Origin of the sequence: Cryobacterium sp. M23 (assembly GCF_002929655.1) — a bacterium.
In the GTDB taxonomy this organism is placed as follows: Bacteria; Actinomycetota; Actinomycetes; order Actinomycetales; family Microbacteriaceae; genus Cryobacterium; species Cryobacterium sandaracinum.
Map to the genome: position 1 here is coordinate 1 of NZ_PJJV01000038.1, position 17,318 is coordinate 17,318.

The 17,318-nt window shown below is 65.0% G+C and carries 18 protein-coding genes; 3 read left to right on the forward strand and 15 right to left on the reverse strand.

The features are described from left to right. Positions 1–391: hypothetical protein (locus tag CXY82_RS17175; RefSeq protein WP_158252100.1), on the forward strand; the 391-nt coding region annotated here is incomplete at its 5' end. A 76-nt stretch (positions 392–467) separates the two neighbouring features. Here the strand turns inward: CXY82_RS17175 and tatA are convergent. Then, entirely contained in the window at positions 468–683 is a 216-nt protein-coding gene (gene tatA, locus CXY82_RS00940) for a twin-arginine translocase TatA/TatE family subunit (RefSeq protein WP_104169200.1), read from the reverse strand. A gap of 205 nt (positions 684–888) precedes the next feature. Here tatA and CXY82_RS00945 point away from each other — a divergent pair, with 205 nt between their 5' ends. Further along, complete coding sequence (locus CXY82_RS00945) at positions 889–1,224, forward strand: DUF4913 domain-containing protein (protein ID WP_158252079.1); 336 nt, start codon at positions 889–891, stop codon at positions 1,222–1,224. A gap of 293 nt (positions 1,225–1,517) precedes the next feature. Beyond that, entirely contained in the window at positions 1,518–2,303 is a 786-nt protein-coding gene (locus CXY82_RS00950) for a glucosamine-6-phosphate deaminase (protein ID WP_104169283.1), read from the forward strand. Between the two features lie 6 nt (positions 2,304–2,309). On the opposite strand, the gene CXY82_RS00955 is transcribed toward CXY82_RS00950, so the two are convergent. The 14 genes from CXY82_RS00955 to CXY82_RS01020 form a co-directional block, all read right to left on the reverse strand. Then, a complete protein-coding gene (locus tag CXY82_RS00955; protein WP_104169284.1) occupies positions 2,310–3,200 on the reverse strand; it encodes a MurR/RpiR family transcriptional regulator in 891 nt (296 codons plus the stop codon). Continuing rightward, positions 3,190–4,164 carry an N-acetylmuramic acid 6-phosphate etherase gene (murQ, locus tag CXY82_RS00960; protein WP_369828402.1) on the reverse strand — a complete coding sequence of 325 codons (975 nt, stop codon included), beginning with the start codon at positions 4,162–4,164 and terminating at the stop codon, positions 3,190–3,192. Before murQ ends, CXY82_RS00955 begins: the two co-directional genes overlap by 11 nt. Further along, on the reverse strand, positions 4,157–5,080 hold the full coding sequence (locus tag CXY82_RS00965) for an N-acetylglucosamine kinase (protein WP_104169286.1): 924 nt from the start codon (positions 5,078–5,080) through the stop codon (positions 4,157–4,159). The genes murQ and CXY82_RS00965 overlap by 8 nt, the downstream gene beginning before the upstream one ends. Then, positions 5,077–6,348 (reverse strand): anhydro-N-acetylmuramic acid kinase, encoded by a 1,272-nt coding sequence (locus CXY82_RS00970; protein WP_104169287.1) that lies wholly within the window; start codon positions 6,346–6,348, stop codon positions 5,077–5,079. The genes CXY82_RS00965 and CXY82_RS00970 overlap by 4 nt, the downstream gene beginning before the upstream one ends. After that, positions 6,345–7,859 (reverse strand): glycoside hydrolase family 3 N-terminal domain-containing protein, encoded by a 1,515-nt coding sequence (locus CXY82_RS00975; protein WP_104169288.1) that lies wholly within the window; start codon positions 7,857–7,859, stop codon positions 6,345–6,347. The genes CXY82_RS00970 and CXY82_RS00975 overlap by 4 nt, the downstream gene beginning before the upstream one ends. After that, positions 7,856–8,686: a carbohydrate ABC transporter permease gene (locus tag CXY82_RS00980; protein WP_104169289.1), complete on the reverse strand. Its 831-nt coding sequence runs from the start codon at positions 8,684–8,686 to the stop codon at positions 7,856–7,858. The genes CXY82_RS00975 and CXY82_RS00980 overlap by 4 nt, the downstream gene beginning before the upstream one ends. Beyond that, entirely contained in the window at positions 8,683–9,663 is a 981-nt protein-coding gene (locus CXY82_RS00985; RefSeq protein WP_104169290.1) for a carbohydrate ABC transporter permease, read from the reverse strand. Before CXY82_RS00985 ends, CXY82_RS00980 begins: the two co-directional genes overlap by 4 nt. A gap of 5 nt (positions 9,664–9,668) precedes the next feature. After that, the gene (locus tag CXY82_RS00990; RefSeq protein ID WP_104169291.1) at positions 9,669–10,955 is read right to left on the reverse strand and encodes a sugar ABC transporter substrate-binding protein; all 1,287 of its coding nucleotides are present in this window, start codon (positions 10,953–10,955) and stop codon (positions 9,669–9,671) included. 185 nt (positions 10,956–11,140) lie between these two features. After that, positions 11,141–12,313, reverse strand: a complete 1,173-nt coding sequence (nagA, locus tag CXY82_RS00995) for an N-acetylglucosamine-6-phosphate deacetylase (protein ID WP_104169292.1) — start codon at positions 12,311–12,313, stop codon at positions 11,141–11,143. Further along, complete coding sequence (locus CXY82_RS01000) at positions 12,310–13,098, reverse strand: DeoR/GlpR family DNA-binding transcription regulator (RefSeq protein WP_104169296.1); 789 nt, start codon at positions 13,096–13,098, stop codon at positions 12,310–12,312. Before CXY82_RS01000 ends, nagA begins: the two co-directional genes overlap by 4 nt. Positions 13,099–13,126: 28 nt before the next feature. After that, complete coding sequence (locus tag CXY82_RS01005; RefSeq protein WP_104169293.1) at positions 13,127–14,122, reverse strand: ROK family protein; 996 nt, start codon at positions 14,120–14,122, stop codon at positions 13,127–13,129. Positions 14,123–14,386: 264 nt separating this feature from the next. Continuing rightward, a complete protein-coding gene (locus CXY82_RS01010) occupies positions 14,387–14,779 on the reverse strand; it encodes a hypothetical protein (protein ID WP_146067713.1) in 393 nt (130 codons plus the stop codon). A 167-nt stretch (positions 14,780–14,946) separates the two neighbouring features. Next, the gene (locus tag CXY82_RS01015) at positions 14,947–15,531 is read right to left on the reverse strand and encodes a chlorite dismutase family protein (protein ID WP_104169295.1); all 585 of its coding nucleotides are present in this window, start codon (positions 15,529–15,531) and stop codon (positions 14,947–14,949) included. A gap of 694 nt (positions 15,532–16,225) precedes the next feature. Beyond that, the coding region (locus CXY82_RS01020; protein ID WP_158252101.1) for a helicase C-terminal domain-containing protein at positions 16,226–17,318 on the reverse strand (1,093 nt) is incomplete at its 5' end.

The following is a 17,318-nucleotide window of genomic DNA, read 5'->3' on the forward strand; positions in this document are numbered from 1 at the left end:
GGGGGAACGGCTCCTTCCCCTGGGCACAATCGCCACCGATACCACGGGCGTCGCCGTCCTGACCCTGGGCGGAGACTCTGATCACCTCTACCGGCCGTCAGAGGCCGGGCCGCAGGAGTTCTTCGCCCACTACACACCGTCTATGGGCGAGCAACCGATCACAGACTCGGTAACCGTGAATGTCACGGTGGGCCAGTCGGCATACCATCCGGCCGAACCCAAACCCTTTGTCACGATGGGAAAGGTCACGGTCATATCGATCTTCACCATCGTCGCCGCCATTTGGTTGACGTTGACCGTGCAGGTTGTAAAGGTCCGACGGGTCTGTACCGACGCCCAGCTCAACCAGGACACGCAAGGCAGCGAGGGCGGGAAGGTCACCTCCGGCTGACCCCGGACCGGCTAGGAAAAAAGGAACGTCCGCGACAATGTCGCGGGCGTTCCTTGTGTGCCCTTTGGCACCCGTCTCAGAGGCGGGAAGCCGGCTCCGGTGACTCGGGTGTAGCGGCCACCGGGGCATCGCGGCCTGATTCGGCGGGGGTCGTACTCTGCATTTCGCTCTTCAGGATCTTTGTCGATTGCCCAAGGCTGCGAGCAAGGGCGGGAAGTTTGGACGAGCCGAAGAGAAGCACGACGATTGCAAGGATGATCAAGGAATGCCATCCGGTTAGGTTGCTGAACATGCGGGTCCGATCTGTAATTCGGTAAAGGTGTCAATACCGCCCCCATCCAGGGGGAGGTGGACACTGTCAGTCCGAAATCTCCGCGGCCGCTCAATCGTGACGCTAAACGTCGCTGAACGCCTCCGAACTAGCGATGACCTACTAAATAATTTAGCACTCTGCGTTGCGGACCCGGAGTGAGGACAACGACGAGGTCGATATTCGGGTGAGCAATGATGTCATTGGAGTCGCCGGCACATGGCCACAACCCAGCAGTTCGCCGTGGTGCAACCAATGGTGGCTCCATCCCGAAGTCGTCGCCCGATTCAAAGCCCTCTGGCAGGCCAGCATGCAAGCCGACGCCAGCGTCATGGACGGCGACGCCGGCACCGTATCCTCCTGGTGGATCAACCACTGGGACCGCCACGCCGCGGTGATCTTCGACAAAGGCAACGGGCCCTTCCGCGACTGCGACCCCGACCAAGGACACCTTCACCGGCGCAAGGACACAACCGCCCGGATCGTGCCGACGTCGATACCGCCTGACGACGTGGAACTGTAGGGGACGCACACCGCGGGAACGGACGGCCAGTTTCTCCCGCCGCACAAGCCCCTGGATTCTCGGGCATCCGATCCCCGCCGTAGGGGCGCTCATGGCCGAGCTATTCGGCGTCCCTGAGCAGGCCAAGTCGTCCATGCCGCCCGAGAACGTGGAGCTGCAAAAAGTGCAGAGATGTCCAAACGCAAGCTGCGCCTGGTTCGAGCCCTCTTCCACGCGGTAGATCTTGATGATTGAAACTGATTGAAACTGATACTCTAAAGTCATAATCAATCACGTTGAAGGGAGGATATTCAGTGGCCGAAATCATTGTTGTTGAGAACGAGGATGCTGGGGGCAGGCTCGTCGCGGCGGCGATCCGTGCGCTGATCGAGGCTAGGCCCGACGCAGTGCTCGGTCTGGCGACCGGGTCAACACCGCTGCCCGTCTACCGCTCGCTCGCCAGCTCGCTTGCCGCGAATCCGCTCGATGTGTCGCAGGTGCGGGGCTTCTCCCTGGATGAGTACGTCGGCCTGCCCGACGGGCACCCTGAAAGTTACCGCGTCGTCATCGCCCGTGACGTCGTGACGCCCCTCGGGCTCACGCCAGGCAACATCCGTATGCCCAGCGGGGATCCGACCACGCTCTCTACCGCGGGCGCGGACTACGAGCGGGCGATCATCGACGCCGGCGGGGTGGACCTGCAAATCTTGGGAATCGGCCGCACGGGTCACATTGGCTTCAATGAGCCGGGTTCTTCATTCGCGTCGCTCACTCGAGTGAAGACGCTCACGCCGCAGACGCGGGCCGACAACGCCCGCTTCTTCAACTCGCCCGATGATGTGCCGGTGCACTGCATCACCCAGGGGCTCGGTACGATCCAGCGCGCGCGCCACCTTGTGCTGCTCGCTTTCGGGGATGTCAAGGCCGCTGCCATTGCCGCCGCCGTAGAGGGTCCGGTCACATCTAGTCAACCGGGATCGGCCATCCAGCTGCACCCACACGTCACGGTAGTTGTCGACGAGGCCGCAGCGAGCAAGCTCACCAACCTCGATTACTTCCGCTACGCCTGGGCGAATAAGCCAGCCTGGCAGGGGATCTGAGGACGGCTAGTCGGTCGCGGTGCGGCCGTCGCCCGGCTGCATCCGATGACCCTGGACGGCTTCATAAGTGAGTCGAAGTGACTCCGTCATGTCGTCGTACATTGACTGAGCGATGCGCACGAAGAGAATGTCGACCAGGGCCAGCTGAGCGATGCGGCTTGACATGGCACCGGCACGGTAACGGTTTTCCCTCGCCTGGGTGGTGAGTACGAAGTCGCAGTTTTCGACCAATGGCGAATCGGGAAAATTGGTGATTCCCACGGCCGTCGCGCCGGCGGCGCGCGCGATCTTCAGCGCATTGCTCGTCTCGACGGTGAGGCCGGAATGCGAGATAGCGATGGCGACCCCGCCGGGCCGCTGAAGAGCCGCGGATGCCCAGGCTAGGTGCATGTCGGAGAAGGACGTGGCGGAGAGCCCGATTCGGTACAGCTTCTGCTGCAGGTCCTGCGCGGCCAGGCCGCTTGAGCCGAAGCCGTACACGTCGATGCGAGTCGATGCCACGATGGAAGTCACTACTCGGTCGAGTGTCACGAGGTCGAGTGCCTTCGCCGTTTCCTCGATCGCCAGCACCTCCTGGTAGGCGATCTTGGCAACGACGTCTTCTGCACTGTCGGTGCGGTTAATTTCCCCGTCAGCGACGTGGAACCGGGCGCGCTGCGCCTGCGCCCAGCCTGCCGCCGCTGCCACTTCGATGCGAAACTCCCGGTATCCCGAGTAGCCCAATTTTTGACAGAATCGCGCGACCGTGCCTGGCGACGTCGCGCAGATAGTCGCGACCTCCGTGATGGTGCGGCCGAGGATGGTGGGATCGTCAATGACGGCCCGGGCAACCCGTGAATCGGTGGTGCTGAGGTCGGGCAATGCCTGCCGCAACTTCAGGAGGGCATTAGCAGCCATGCACAGTCCTTCCGCGGGTTGGCGCGGCGCTCATAGCTTCGCGAAGAAATCCATGGTGGGCGGTCAGGACCTTGATTGCGGTGGTTGGTTCGAGGTCAGTCAGCAGCACCAAAATAGCCGCTTTCACGGACCCATCGACAGCGTTGAGTGCTCGGGCGGCATCGACCGCATCTGCTTGTGTCGCCAGCATAACGGTCCTCTCGGCGCGGGCCCGTAGCTTCTCATTGGTGGCCTTCATGTCCACCATGAGGTTGCGGTAAGTCTTGCCCAGCCGCACCATCGTGATCGTGCTCAGCATGTTGAGCACCATTTTCTGCGCGGTGCCAGCCTTGAGCCTGGTTGATCCGGTGAGGATCTCGGGACCGACCACAACGTCGATGGCAACATCGCCAGCTTGGCCGAGATCCGATTCCGAATTGCAGGAGATCCCAGCTGTGAACGCGCCGACCGACGATGCGTACTCGATGGCGCCGAGAACATAGGGTGTGCGGCCGGACGCGGAAATGCCGATCACAGCGTCCAATGCTGAAACACCCAGCATGCGCAGGTCGGATGCCCCAGCGATGTCGTCGTCTTCCGCGTTCTCGACCGCGGCTTGAATCGCGCCCGGGCCGCCGGCAATAACCCCGAGCACCTGTTCGGGGCTGGTCCCGAACGTGGGGGGCGCCTCGCTGGCATCGAGGATACCCATCCGCCCTGCGGTCCCTGCACCGACGTAAATCAGGCGTCCCCCGGCGCTCATCCGGCCGACGATGCCGTCGATCGCGGCCGCGATGGCGGGGCTCGCGGCAGCTACAGCAGCGGCCACGGCGGCGTCCTCCTCGTTCATCGCGCGCACGAGTTCGGCGGTCGAGAGCAGGTCGAGATCCGGATGCCGGTCACTGACCTGTTCCGTTGAGAGCGTAGCGAGCGAGTCGCGCAGGTCGGCGTGGTCGGGCTGATTTCGGAGGTGCGGCTTAGCCACGGGTGATTCTCGTCTCATGGGGTAGTACACGGGAGTGGGCGATGAGTGCGGCGCCGGCGAGGGCATCTCCGAGGGGGGAGACAAGCGAGAGAGAGACCTTGCTTAATGTGGCGTCGAGGACGGCACGGAAGTAGGGGTGGGACACGAGACCGCCGGTGATACAGACGCGACCGCTGTCGTCGCGGGCCGCGACGCAGGCGAGCGCGAGAAGGGTGCAGGCCTCCGCGATGATCGCCACTGCCACGCCGTCGCCAAGGGTCGCTCGGGTGATCACGATGGGGGCGAACGTGCCGAGAGTTCGCGCGGGAGTGCCGGTGGCCGAGACCCAACCTGGCAGAGCGGCGAGGCCACCGGCAAGGTCGGTCGCATCGGCTCGGAGAGCTGTCTCCAGACCGCGGCCATCACCGGCACGGAGGGCCGCCTGCAGCCCCTGCTGACCGATCCAGCGGCCACTGCCGTCATCGCCCAGCCACGGTCCAAGCCCGTCAATCTGTCGAATCAACCCGGTGTGGTCGACCGCGAAGACGACGGCGCCCGTGCCTGCGATGAGGACTGTGCCGGGGCCGCCGGCGAATGCGCCAACGTGTGCCGCGAGACCGTCACTGATGAGAGCGGTGGGCACATCGAAATCGGCCCGCAGCCGTTGCAGGAGCCCGCGCCCGGCATCTGGTGCTGCCAGGGCGCCTGCGGCGCCAATGCCGATGCCGTCGAGGCTCGGGAGGAGCCGCTGGAGGTCCGGATCAAGACCCGACACCGACCCGAGGATGGCGTGGCGCGCGAGGTCAGTGCCATGCTCGTCGGCCAGGCCGGGTGACCCCTCGCCGGTGGCCTCGCCGAGCACCGCGTCGCCGCGGCTGAGCCGAACCCGGCAGGACGTCTTGCCGAGGTCTACGGCCAGCACGGTCAGTGCACTCATCGCTCTGACCTCCCCACAGTCCCCGGCGTGCTGTCTTCCCGCGGCAGGACGCGGAGGCCGCGGATGCCGTCCAGCGGCGTCGGCATGCGCACAGGCCCTGGACCGTAGACGAGTTGCCCTGCCAAACGGGCCCGGCCCGGCGCGGTCGCCGGCAGGTCGCAGGGAACGCCATGCCAGCTCAGGAATCCCAGCAGGGCGAACATGAGCGACTCCTTGAAATCAGGGTCGATGCCACATTCAGCCGAGGAAACCAGGGCGATCCCGTCCCCGGCGAGTTCAGCTCCAAGCTCGGACATCAGCGACGGATTGCGGACTCCGCCGCCCGAGGCGATCAGGCGTACTGGCAGATCGGCCCCGCCGGCACGCAGGGCGGCACCGATCGAGCGGGCGGTTAGCCGGGTGAGCGTGGCCACGAGGTCCTCAAGTTCCAGTGGAGGCCCACCCTTGACCACGTCCAGAGCCGAGTCCACGAAGGGAAGCCCGAATGTCTCACGGCCCGTCGACTTGGGTGCCATCCGGCGCAGGTAGGGATGGTCGAGGAGAGCCGAGAGGAGCCGGTCGTCGACCTTCCCAGCCGCCGCGAGCCGGCCATCCGCATCGAAGCTGGCGGCGCCGTTTGTGCCGCGCGCGACTACGGCGTCGATCAGCACGTTGCCGGGACCGGTATCCCAGGCCATTACCGTTCCATCGGAGCCCACGACCGACAGATTCGCGATTCCGCCCAGGTTGACGGTCGCGGCCGGCCGGCCAGTGTCGGCGGCTGATGAGCCGAGCCAGGCCCGATCGAAGACGCCCATGAGCGGAGCACCCTCACCTCCTGCCGCGATGTCTGCCGCGCGGAGGTTGCACAGCACGGGCGCGGCGGTCGCCTCAGCGATCCAGGAGGCCTCACCGAGTTGGAGGGTTCCGCGGGCGTGGCCGTCGTCGACCCAGTGGAAGACGGTTTGTCCGTGCGAGACAACCAGCGCCACGGGGGTGCCGAGCTGCCGCATGGCGGCCAGGGAGGCCGCCGCGAATTCCTGACCGGTGAGGGTGTCCAGACGGCAGAGTTCCTCGGCGTCTACACGGGATCCATCTGCCAGGTCGAGCACGCGCGTCCGTAACTCTGGGGTCCAGGCTACGGTCCGGGTGAGCAGCGGGCGCATGGTGAGCCACGGAATAAGAGAATCATCGCCCGCAGCCGTGTTGTCGACATCGATGTCGATGTCCACGATGACAACGTCGATGCCATCGGCGGAAGTCCCCGATTGGAGCGACAGAATTCTCATGGTGTCTCGCCGTGCAGGATGCCAGTCACTGTGTCCGCGGTGATCTTCGATGACCCCAGAGCGTCGATGACAGCAAGTGGGAGGGTGTCGGGGGAAGGCACCCCCGCATTGATGACAACGGCATGGGGGCGCAGGTCGGCAATGCATCTCACGGCATCCCGCTGAGCGCCCGCGGAAGCGATCCGGTCCACGAGCACGACCACGCCGCTGTCACTCGGGATCGATAGTACTGTTTCGGCCAGCGCCGCCTGGTCGGCACCCGGCGCGAGGCGGTCAAGATTATGAGTTCGCGACAGGCTTGCCGCGAAAGTATCGGCCGTGGATGCGACGGCCAGGGTGGCCCGTGCCCTCAGATCGAGCAGCGTCAGCCGGTGCTGATCGAGCGTTGCGCCACCGCGCACCGTGATAGCCGAGCGCACCATGCGTCCAGCGTCGAAGAAATCTCGTTGGGCGCTGGGGGCTGGATTGTTCGCGGTGATCGGGGGGTCGACGGGCAGGGCGAGCCTCGCGGCCGATTCCCCGGCCCGCTCAAGGGCCTCCGCGGTGAGCACACCCTCGTCGAGGGCCTCGAAAAGGGCATCCCGCACCTCGAGGTAGTCGGCTCGGTCCGTGGTGCGGCCGCCGTTAGGCCCGAGGTTGGAAGGGTTGCCGATGCAGAGCAGTTCGGCTCCGGCAACCAGTGCGAGCACGGCGCCCGGCCCGGCGCCGAACGAGGCTCGGATCGCCGCCATGTCGAGGGCATCCGTCACGATCGTGCCGGAGAAGCCGGTCTCGCGCAGCGCGGCGAGGATTCGTGGATTGAGCGTTGCGGGCAGGTCGCCATGGTCGGGCACCACGATGTGCGCCGTCATCACGGCACGAACCCCGGCGGCTACGGCCGCGTGGAAGGGCGGCAGATGGTCGCGCTCGATCTGAGTCCAGGACAAGTCGAGGCGGGGCAGGGCAAGGTGCGAGTCGGTGTGGGTGTCACCGTGGCCCGGGAAGTGCTTGACGCAGGCGGCGACCCCCGATTCCTGTAGGCCACAGATCATGGCGGCGACATGCCGTGCCACGAGGCGTGTGTCCCGGCCGAAGGCCCGCACGCCGATCACCGGGTTGGCCGGGTTCGTGTTCACGTCGGCGACCGGTGCGAGCACGACGTTTGCGCCCGCGGATGCCGCCCGTCGACCGATCATCCGGCCGACCTCTTGGGTGGAGTCAAGGTTGTCGAGGCAGCCCAGTTGGGCGTGCCCTGGCAGAAGGGATCCCCGCACCGCGTCGAGCCGCGACACGTTGCCGCCCTCCTCATCGATTCCAATCAGCACGTCGGGCCGGGTGTTCCGCAACTCGGCGGAGAGTCGCGCCGGCTGCTCGGCATCGCTCTCATCGATGTTGTGACCGAAGTAGACCACCCCGGCGAGACCGTGGTCGAGTGCCCGGGCGAGCCAGTCGGGGGTGCGGAGGCCAGTGAAGCCAGGCCAGAGAACACCGTTTACGAGCCGGTGCAGGGTGGGGTCGGTCGCCGCGGTCATCCCTTGACCGCCCCCGCCACGAGGCCGCCGCTGAGCTTGCCCTGTACGAGGATGAAGAAGATCATCACCGGGATCGTAATAATGGTGGAAGCAGCCATGACTGGCCCCCAGTCGTTGGAGTGTATGCCAAAGAATTGTTTGAGGCCGATGGCCACGGTGTAGTTCTCCGCTGCGCCGCCGAGCAGGGTCATCGCAAAGATGAACTCGTTCCAGGCGACGATGAACGAGAAGACGCTTGTCGCCACGAGGCCGGGTGCCACGAGGGGCAGCATGATCGAGCGGAACATTCGTCCCCAGCTGGCGCCGTCTATGTACGCGGCCTCTTCGAGCTCGATCGGGACGGCGGCGACGAAGCCGCGCAGCATCCAGATCGCGAAAGGTAGCGAGAAGGCCAGGTAAACCACGACGAGCCCGACCAGCGAGTTGAGCATCTGCAGGTCTCGAACTTGCACGAACAGGGGGATGATGAGGGCCTCGAGCGGCACCATCTGCACGGTGAGCACCATGATCAGGATGCCGGTGCGGAACTTGAAGCGGAAGCGAGCGACCGCGACCGAGGCCAGCAGCGCTACGATCCCCGAGATGGTCACCGTGAAGAAAGCGACGATCGCCGAATTGCGGAGGAAGGTGCCGAACCCGCCCTCGGTGAGCACGAACTCGTAGTTGTCGAGAGTGAACTCCTGAGGCAGAAGGGACTGACCCCCGCTGGACGCCTGCGCGTCGAAGGAGCTGGAGATCATCCAGTACGCGGGGAAGAGAGTGAAGACTAGGAGCAGGACTACGAGCACGGCCTTGCCTAGACTCCGGCTGAGCGAGTTGTGCCTCATACCTTTTCCTCCTTGAACAGGGTGCGCACATAAATGGCAGTAATAATCAGGAGCAGCACCGTAAGGAGCACGGCTATGGCCGCTCCGAAGCCGTAGCGGTTCTGCCCGAACGACTCCACGTACGACCAGACGCCGAGGTTGAGTACCTCCCGGTTTGACCCTGACCCTCCAGGCATGAGGTAGATCTGGGCGAATACCTTGAAGTCCCAGATGGTCGAGAGGATGACCACGACCGAGAAGACGGGCTTGATGGTTGGGTACACGATCTGGAAGAAGCGTCGCACCGGGCCCGCACCGTCCATTTCGGCGGCCTCAAGCATCTCCTTGGGAACGCCGAGTAGGCCCGCGAGTACCGTGATTGCGACGAACGGGAAGCCGTGGTGCACAATGTTCAACGCCACGATCCCGTAAAAGGTCACCGGGTTGGTGAACCAGTTGAAGGACTCATCCATCAGGCCGAGGCCCTTGAGGGTCTCGTTGACCAGTCCCTGGTCTGCGTCGAAGATCCAGATCCAGACGTAGGTGCCGGTCACGGCAGGCATCGCCCAGGCAACCATCACGGCACTGCCGACGATGGTGCGCCACAGTGGGCTGAGCGAAGCCATCAGCAGGGCGACCAGCGTTCCGAAGATGACAGTCGAGGAAACGGCCACGAGGGCGAAGCCGATCGTGTTTGGCAGCACGACGCTCCACAGAGAAGCGTCACCGAAGATCTCGGCGTAGTTGTCCAGGCCGATGAAGTTGCTCTCGCCGCTGACGATTTCACGCAGGCCGTAGTCCTGCAGGGAGAAAAGGAACACCCGCGCGAGCGGCCAGAGCAGAAGCCCAGCCAACAGTATGAGTGCCGGGGCGAGGAGCAGCCACGGCCGGGCCTGGGTCATGGTGATGAGGCGCCGACGTTTCGGCGGACGGCCGCCCGTGGGCGAGGGAGCAATACGTCCCTCGTCCACGGGCGGCTGGTTGAGTACGACGGTCATTGTGTCTACTTGCCGTTCATGATTTCATCCATCTCCGCGGCTGCGTCCTTCGTGGCCTCATCGACCGTCTTCTGGCCGGAAAGAATCGCCTGGATCATCGCGTTAGTGGTTTTCTTAGCCTGTACCGCACCGTACTTGGGTGTGACGGGCACGGATGCGCCGCCGTCGACCATCTGCTCTGCGAAGGGCCTCACCAGCGGGTCATCCGACTTCATGGTCTTCTTCAGCAGTGATTCGAGGCCGGGGAAGTACCCGGTCTGGTCGGCCCAGTCCTGTGCGAACTGGCCGGTACTCATCATCTCGACGAAGGCCCAGGCGAGGTCTTCGTTCTTGGCTGTGTTAAAGACGCTGAGGTGGGAGCCACCGAGGACCGAGGGGCTGATGCCGCTGTCCTTGCCGGGGATCGGGATGGCACCCAGTTTGCCCTCGAGCTCGGGCGCCTTTTCAAGGAGCGTCGCTGGGGTCCAGGAGCCGGAAATGGCCATTGCTACTTTGCCCTGAGCGAAGTTGTCGAGCACGTCGGTTTCTTTCCATGTGGTCGCGCCGGCGGTGGAGAAGCCGTGCTTGGTGGCCAGGTCCGTGTAGAACTGGATTCCCTCGCGGGCCTGGTCGCCGGCAAGTCCGGACGCCCATTTCTCGCCCTTTTGAACCGAAACGTCGCCGCCCGCGCCCCATACCCAGGGGTAGGTGAGCATCTCGGCGTCGCCGGGAACAGGGAAGGGGATCAGGTCGGGGCGCTCAGCCTGGATGACTGTGGCCACGTCGACGAGTTCCTGCCAGGTCGTGGGCGGCGTCAGGCCGAGCTCCTCAAACACGTCTGTGCGGAAGATGATCGAGCGCACCCCCGCGTACCAGGGCATGCCGTAGAGATCGCCGTCGTAGGTGCCCGATTCGACCAAGCCCTTGACGAGGTCGTCCTCGAGTCCGGCTTCCTTGACCTTTTCGCCGATCGGGGCGAGTGCCCCTGCATCGGCGAACTCGGCCGTCCAGGTGTTTCCGGTCTCGGCGACATCCGGAGTCGTATTTCCGGCGATGGCAGTGACGAAGCGGTCGTGGGCGTCGGCCCACTGCACGAACTCGACGTTGAGCTTCGCGCCCGTCTCTTCCGTGAACTCCTGGCCGACGGTATTGAAAAACGCCTCTGAACCCGGGTTGGTGCCCTGCATGATCCAGACGTTGAGCGTTTCGCCCTTGGCATCGGTCGCGGCGCCGGCCGTGGACCCGCCGGAGCAAGCGGATAGGGCCAGTGCTACAACGGCGGCCATGGCGATGGAAAGATAGCGCTTCTGCATGCGGTCTCCTCATTGAAACGTGATTGCGGGACTGATTGGCCCGACTGCTCTGAAAATAAGTATCCATCTAGCAACAAAAGAACGCAAATTATTTTCGGACGGCATTGTGCTGACGGTCCGACTACACCTGTCCAGCGCGGTGAGATCGCACCAACGGAGACGAGGGCATCGCCACTGGCTGTGCGTTAGACCAGTACGTGCCGGCCGGCGGCAAAAACCGCGTCTACGTTTAACTCATCGTCCAGCAGCACTGCGTCGGCGGCGTAGCCGACCGCGAGCAGGCCTAGGTCACGGCTGCGCCCGACGGCCCGTGCGGGGGTCTCGGTGAGCGCGGTGACCGCCTCTTCGATCGGGATACCCACTTCGGTGACCGCCCGTCGCAAAGCCGCGTCGAAGGTGAGCGTGGAGCCGGCGATGGCGCCGTCTCCCTTTCCGTTGGCGAGGCGGGCCACGCCGTCGGTGACAGTCACAGCGAGCGTCCCGAGCAGGTAATCGCCATTATCGGAGCCGGCCGCGGCCATGGCATCGGTGATCAGTGCGATCCGGCCGGGCGCGCTGGCGAAGGCCAGACGCACCACCTCCGGGTGCACGTGCACCCCGTCATTGATGATCTCCAACATCACGTCAGGTGAGCGGGTGGCTGCCGCGACCGGACCAGGAGCACGATGGTGGATCCCGCGCATACCGTTGAACGCATGCGTCAGGATTGACGCGCCAGCCTCGAACGCGGTCAGGGCGGTGGCGTAGTCGGCGGAGCTGTGCCCCACGGCCACGGCGACTCCGGCATCGACGAGGGTGCGGATGGCCTCCCGTGCACCCGGCAGCTCGGGCGCGAGCGTCATCTGGCGAAGATGGCCACGCCCTACGGCGAGGAGCCGGTCGATGGACTCGGCGTCAGGGGTTCGCAGCAGCGCCGGATCGTGCGCACCGCGGTAGGTGTCGTCGAGGAAGGGGCCTTCAAGGTGCGCGCCGAGCACGAGCGGGTTCGTTTCAGCCGCATCCGCGGCGACAGCAAGCCGGGACTCGAGGTCGGTCTGGCTGGCGGTGACGAGGGAGAGCACGATGCGGGTGGTTCCGTGGCGGTGGTGAACGGAGAGGGCCGTGCGGATGGCATCAGCTCCCTCGTCGAAGGCGAACCCGCCACCTCCGTGACAATGGATGTCGATGAAGCCGGGTGTGAGCAGGCGGCCGGCGGCATCCGTCACGTCGTCCGTCCTGGCGCCCAGCGCCTGCCAGCCGGTGCCCGATCCGACGTCCGACACCGCGTCACCCGCGAACGCCACCCAGCCGTCCGGGGTAGTGCGCCCGCCGGAGACCAGGCGAGCGGAGTGGATGATATGGGTGGGTGCGCTGGTCACGATGCGACGATCACCTCAACGTCATGGTCGGTGAATGCGGCCAGCTGCTCCGGCGAGATGCCCGAGTCCGTGATGAGCGCGCTGAAGCGATGCAACTCGCCCAAGCTGGCGAACGCGATGCGGCCGATCTTGCTGGAGTCGGCCACGATCACAGCCCGGGTGGCGCGCTCAGCCATCAAGGAATTGACGGCGGCCTCGCCTTCGTCGTTCACGGTCGGGCCGACAACCGGATCGATGCCATTCACGCCGATGAACGCGATGTCCATGCGCACCTGCCGCAGCACGGCGTCGCTGTACGCACCGACCAGCTCGTAGGAGCGCGAATGCACGACTCCGCCGGTCACGACAGTCTTGATCTGTGGGCGCATCGCCAGCTGGGCGGCAATGTTGAGCGCGTTGGTCACGACCGTCAGTGTGGCATGCGGCGACGCCTCCATGATGTCGGCCCTGGCACCCAGCACACCGGCGATCGCAGTGCTGGTTGTGCCTCCGCAAAGCCCGACGACGGCGCCGCGAGACACCAGGGCGCTTGCGGCGCGTGCGATCAGGAGCTTCTGCGGCGCGTTCTGCTCGCGCTTGTAGCGCAGCGGCAGATCGTACGCAACGGATTGTCCGATCGCGCCGCCGCGCGTGCGGGTGAGCAGTTGCTGGGAGGCGAGAGTGTCGAGGTCGCGGCGGGCGGTCGCCGCTGAAACGCCGAGCTTTGTGATGATGTCGTCGACCTCCAGTTGGCCGGATTCGGCGAGAAGGTCGAGCACCGCGGCAAGTCGTTCGGAACGGTTCAGAGGCATGTGGTTCCTATCATCGGCGTCGTCACAGCGTTGGCATCGTTGGTGGTGTCGCCCCGCGTTCCGCGGCAGCTCGCGCACGCAGCGCCGCACCGAGGAGCCCGGCGTTCTCACCAATCCGGGCGGGCAGCAGCAGCGGTCGACGGTGGAAGCTGAGCAGCGCATCGACACGTTCCCGCAGGGGCACGAACAGGGCGTCTCCGGCTTGAGACAGCCCGCCGCCGATGACCACGGCTTCGGGGGCAAGCACCGAGGCGAGCTGCTCGATGACAAGGGCCAGGGCGTCGAGGGCATCGTTCCAGACCCGTCGGGCCTCAAGGTCGCCGGTCTGGGCAAGGGCAAGCACCTGCTTCGCGCTGGCCGGCATCGGCTCGGCAGGCCGGCCGCCGGCCAGACAGTAGCGGCGCAAAATAGCCCCGGCTGACGCCACGGTTTCCAAGCATCCCACGGCACCGCAAGCACACACCTCACCGCACGGGTCAATGATCGAATGACCGATCTCCCCAGCGAAACCGCCAGCGATGTGAGCGCGGCCACCCAGGATGATCGATGCCGCGATACCGGTGCCGCTAACCATGACGACGGCGTCACGGAACGGACGGGCCGCACCGAGCCGATGCTCCGCCTCGCCGGCGGCGCGCACGTCGTGTGAGAACGAGGCCGGAAGGTTCAGGCGTACCTCAGTGAGCTTCTTGAACGGCACGTTGTCCCAGTGCAGGTTCGCCGAATGAATGCCGATTCCTTGCTCGTCGTCGACGATGCCAGGGGCGATCAGGCCGACGGCCGTGGGATGCACATCGGGGAAGTCACGGGCGAATCCAGCAGCGAGGTGCTCAACCAGGTCGAGCACAGCGTCAGCCGTGTCGGTTCCCCGAAGCGGGGTGGCTGTTCGGCTGAGCCCGAGCATCCGCCCGGCAGGGTCGAACAGTGCCGCCTTTGTGTCTGTGCCCCCGATATCACAGGCAAGAACAGCGGCGCCGGCACCGAGTGGCGCCTCATGCCGCGTCGAATCCCCAGGCATGACATGCCTCCTTGTCGGTTGCTACGGCAACGCAAAATGATCGATTTTGATCGAAAGCACTACCACTCGATCACTTTAGCTCGTCAGCATCGCCCGTAACGATCTGCCCTAAGCTCTCGACTCTGCGCATCCCGGACGCACCGTTCGAGGTCACCGAGGAACTCGAGGTATCCATCGGTAAGAGCAACATCATCACGGGCAACGGCCCCATTGTCTCCCCGCTGCAATCGGTGACCGGCGCGCACTCGCACCACAATGAAACGCCTAGCCCGCGGCGACGTAGGACCGCGCCGCGGCCATGACCTCCCGGGAACGTCCCTCCGAGAGAGCTTCGACCGGCGAAGCATCGCCCAGGTCCGGGTTCATACCCATAAACCACGCCCTGGCAACGTCAGGCGAACAAACCGAACAGAGGATCTCGAGCACCTGAAATGTGTCTCTGAGAAGCTTTTCACTCGCACGCGGCGGCCGCACCGTTGCATGTGTCCAGCGAGCAAGCGTGCGGGCGTTCTTACCCGAGATTACCCCAAGGAGCACCTGGCCCAGCTGCGCTTGTAACACCGCTGCGATCTCAGCAACGCTCAGACCCACGGAGCGTTTATGTGCCGCGCGATCAGCGCCGGAACGAGAACCATCCCCGGCTGACATATCGCTCATGACCTGAGGCTACCAGTTTGCGGGTGTTATGTCGGGTCATTTGTTGGGCAATATGAACGATCATGTGTATTATGTCAGTAAGTAGTGCATCTAATGCAGAGTAGCCGAGCAGGAACCTGCTATTCGGCTCATCATCTGGGGTTAACTGACGGGCATCGGGGCGCTCGTCACTGCAAACCGAGCGACAAGCGCACCTCGACCTCGCGTTCGACGAAGATCCATTCCTCGGTGCTCCGCAACTCATCAAGCAGCTCGTCGAAATCCGCGACACTTTCGGGCGCGTACTCAAACCAGGTCAAAAAATCGAACGGCCCACCCCCATCACGGCTGTGATGGAGCCGCCGGGCCACAGCTGGCAGCGAGTTCATGGAACGTCGGATATGGTGGCTGGTTTCCTCGAAAATCTGCCGGCGTTCGTCTTGGGCCAGTTCCCACCACTCCTTTGACTTGGTGATGGGGATAAAGGAGGCGACGGTCGCGCCGGGTCGGCCCAGAGCCGGTGACCGCGCCGTCAGCTCGGCCAGTTCGGCAGCGGTCGTGTAACGCTGATGACTAACGGTGCCGCGCAGGGTCCACCCCGGGGTATCCGTGGCCGATGACCCCGACAACCATGATTCATCCCCTGCCGCTCCTTCACGAATCAGCAGACGCGCGGCGGCGGGGAGCCCGTCACCGGTCACCGCGATGATGCGATCAATACGCCACTGGCCAACATCGCCTGCAGTGAAAGTGACGGGTAGGGCGTCGGTCATTGGAACTCCTGACGGTATCGGTGACTTCGACGCTAACATCGACCCGAGAACCGCCCCAGCAGGCTCTGATAGCGTGCGATCAGGCATCCTCAGGTACGGGCACTCATTCGTCTTACTGGACCCTGCCCCCTGCAGGGCCATCACGCCGGCCGCACTTCCGCATCGACCCTACACTCCCGACACGCCAGAAGGATGGCCGCCGCCTGGGCCAGGTCGACCGTGTAGCGGTCGCGGAACATCTGCCTTCAGCGGCGAAGCGCGCCCACTTTTGACGCCTGGTGCTCTCGGTCGCGACGTCGCCGAGCTGCTGCGGCCAATCGGGCACGAAACCGGTCCAAGAACCACGGAAAAGCACCACTGTCCCTAAGAATGAACTGGTCGGAGCAGACCTCGCCCGGCATCCAGGTCAGCTGCTACGGGTCTTGGGCGTTGGCCGCGTTGGGGTGTCGCTATCCGTGTACTCGCCTGCAGCGTCCCCGTCAGTGGCGGCCGGCTTGCCAGCTGGGGTCGTCGTGTCGGTTTCAGGTTCCTTGTCGGTGTAATCGCCGTCGGATCCGGGGCTGGGTTTCATGGGAGCTTCCTTCTGAGAGAGTCGTCAATTACGGTATCTTGCCGACTGTTTAATCACAATGAACATTTCGTCTACCGTTCGCGGCCGTCATCGCGGCCGCGCTGGTCTTCGGTTCCTGTGGCCTTATCGCCGCGGATGGCCGGCCGTGCCTTCACGGTCAGGCCGGCAGCACGCTGCGCTTCCCGCTGCCGGTCGGCCGTCGTCCGGTTCGCGGCACGCATCACCTCGAGCGCGGTGAGCGGCTTCTGCCGGCCCGCCTCGGGCCTCGGGCGTGCTCGGCGCGGTAGCCTGAGACTGCATCTTCTCTAGGGCCGTCACTCGGGCCGCGAGCTCCGCACCAACATTGCGCTCACGGTAAGCCTCAGGGATGGCCAGCGTTTGTGCCGGGTCGACCTTGTACCGGTCACGAAACACGTCGATTTCAGCTGCGAGCAGCACCCACTCCTGACGCCGGGCGCTCTCGGTCGGGACGTCGCCAAGCTGCTGCGCCCAGGCGGGCTGTTCCGCGGCGATCGCCGTGCCGCGTTCCTCGAGGCGGACGGCGAGGTACTCGTACCGCTCCGCCAAGTGGTCCCGCCACGCGGGGTCAGTACCGGCCGCGTCCAGCACCCGCCGATCTGCGATCCATGTCGGCATCCCCGGACGCTCGGCCGCTGTCGGCGTCTGGTCGGCGGGGGCTGTTTCGATGCGTCGTTCCATCCGGTGGGAGAGGACGGCGCCGACGTCGTCGGCGGTGCCGCGTTCTCGTTCGTTCCACAAGTCCCGCAGGACATTGGCCGGGTCAAGGCCCTGGGTTTCGGCGCGGGTGAGGGCTGCGGTGACGGCTCCCCAGCTCTCGGAACTGGTGAGCCTCCGGGCATCTTGCTCGTCGAGGGTGTGCCCCACGAGTTGGGTGAAGCGGACGGTGTTGGCGCGTTCGGCGACGTCACCGTATTGGTCGATGAGGGTGACCAGGTCATCGACTCGGGCTTGTTCGGCGCGGATGGTTTCTGTGGCGGAGAGCATCCCGTCGCTGTGGCCGGCGATGGTGGCCAGGACGTCGCTCATGGGTTGGGCATCTTCGGTCTCGACGTAGAGGTGGTTGGCTTCCTTGCCGCGGGTCATTCCGACGTAGACGAGTTCGCGGGAGGTGGAGGAGTCGGCGAGGACGTGGGCGGTGTCCGCGGTCATGCCCTGCGCCCGGTGAATGGTCGACGCGTAGCCGAGCTCGACGTTG

Excerpts from the sequence above, each read along its gene's own strand:
- CXY82_RS01005 (WP_104169293.1), bottom strand. The coding sequence starts at position 14,122 with ATGCCTGGGGATTCGACGCGGCATGAGGCGCCACTCGGTGCCGGCGCC.
- CXY82_RS00985 (WP_104169290.1), bottom strand. The coding sequence starts at position 9,663 with ATGACCGTCGTACTCAACCAGCCGCCCGTGGACGAGGGACGTATTGCT.
- tatA (WP_104169200.1), bottom strand. The coding sequence starts at position 683 with ATGTTCAGCAACCTAACCGGATGGCATTCCTTGATCATCCTTGCAATC.
- CXY82_RS00970 (WP_104169287.1), bottom strand. The coding sequence starts at position 6,348 with ATGAGAATTCTGTCGCTCCAATCGGGGACTTCCGCCGATGGCATCGAC.
- CXY82_RS00965 (WP_104169286.1), bottom strand. The coding sequence starts at position 5,080 with ATGAGTGCACTGACCGTGCTGGCCGTAGACCTCGGCAAGACGTCCTGC.
- CXY82_RS01010 (WP_146067713.1), bottom strand. The coding sequence starts at position 14,779 with ATGAGCGATATGTCAGCCGGGGATGGTTCTCGTTCCGGCGCTGATCGC.
- CXY82_RS01015 (WP_104169295.1), bottom strand. The coding sequence starts at position 15,531 with ATGACCGACGCCCTACCCGTCACTTTCACTGCAGGCGATGTTGGCCAG.
- CXY82_RS00955 (WP_104169284.1), bottom strand. The coding sequence starts at position 3,200 with ATGGCTGCTAATGCCCTCCTGAAGTTGCGGCAGGCATTGCCCGACCTC.
- CXY82_RS00975 (WP_104169288.1), bottom strand. The coding sequence starts at position 7,859 with ATGACCGCGGCGACCGACCCCACCCTGCACCGGCTCGTAAACGGTGTT.
- CXY82_RS00990 (WP_104169291.1), bottom strand. The coding sequence starts at position 10,955 with ATGCAGAAGCGCTATCTTTCCATCGCCATGGCCGCCGTTGTAGCACTG.
- CXY82_RS00980 (WP_104169289.1), bottom strand. The coding sequence starts at position 8,686 with ATGAGGCACAACTCGCTCAGCCGGAGTCTAGGCAAGGCCGTGCTCGTA.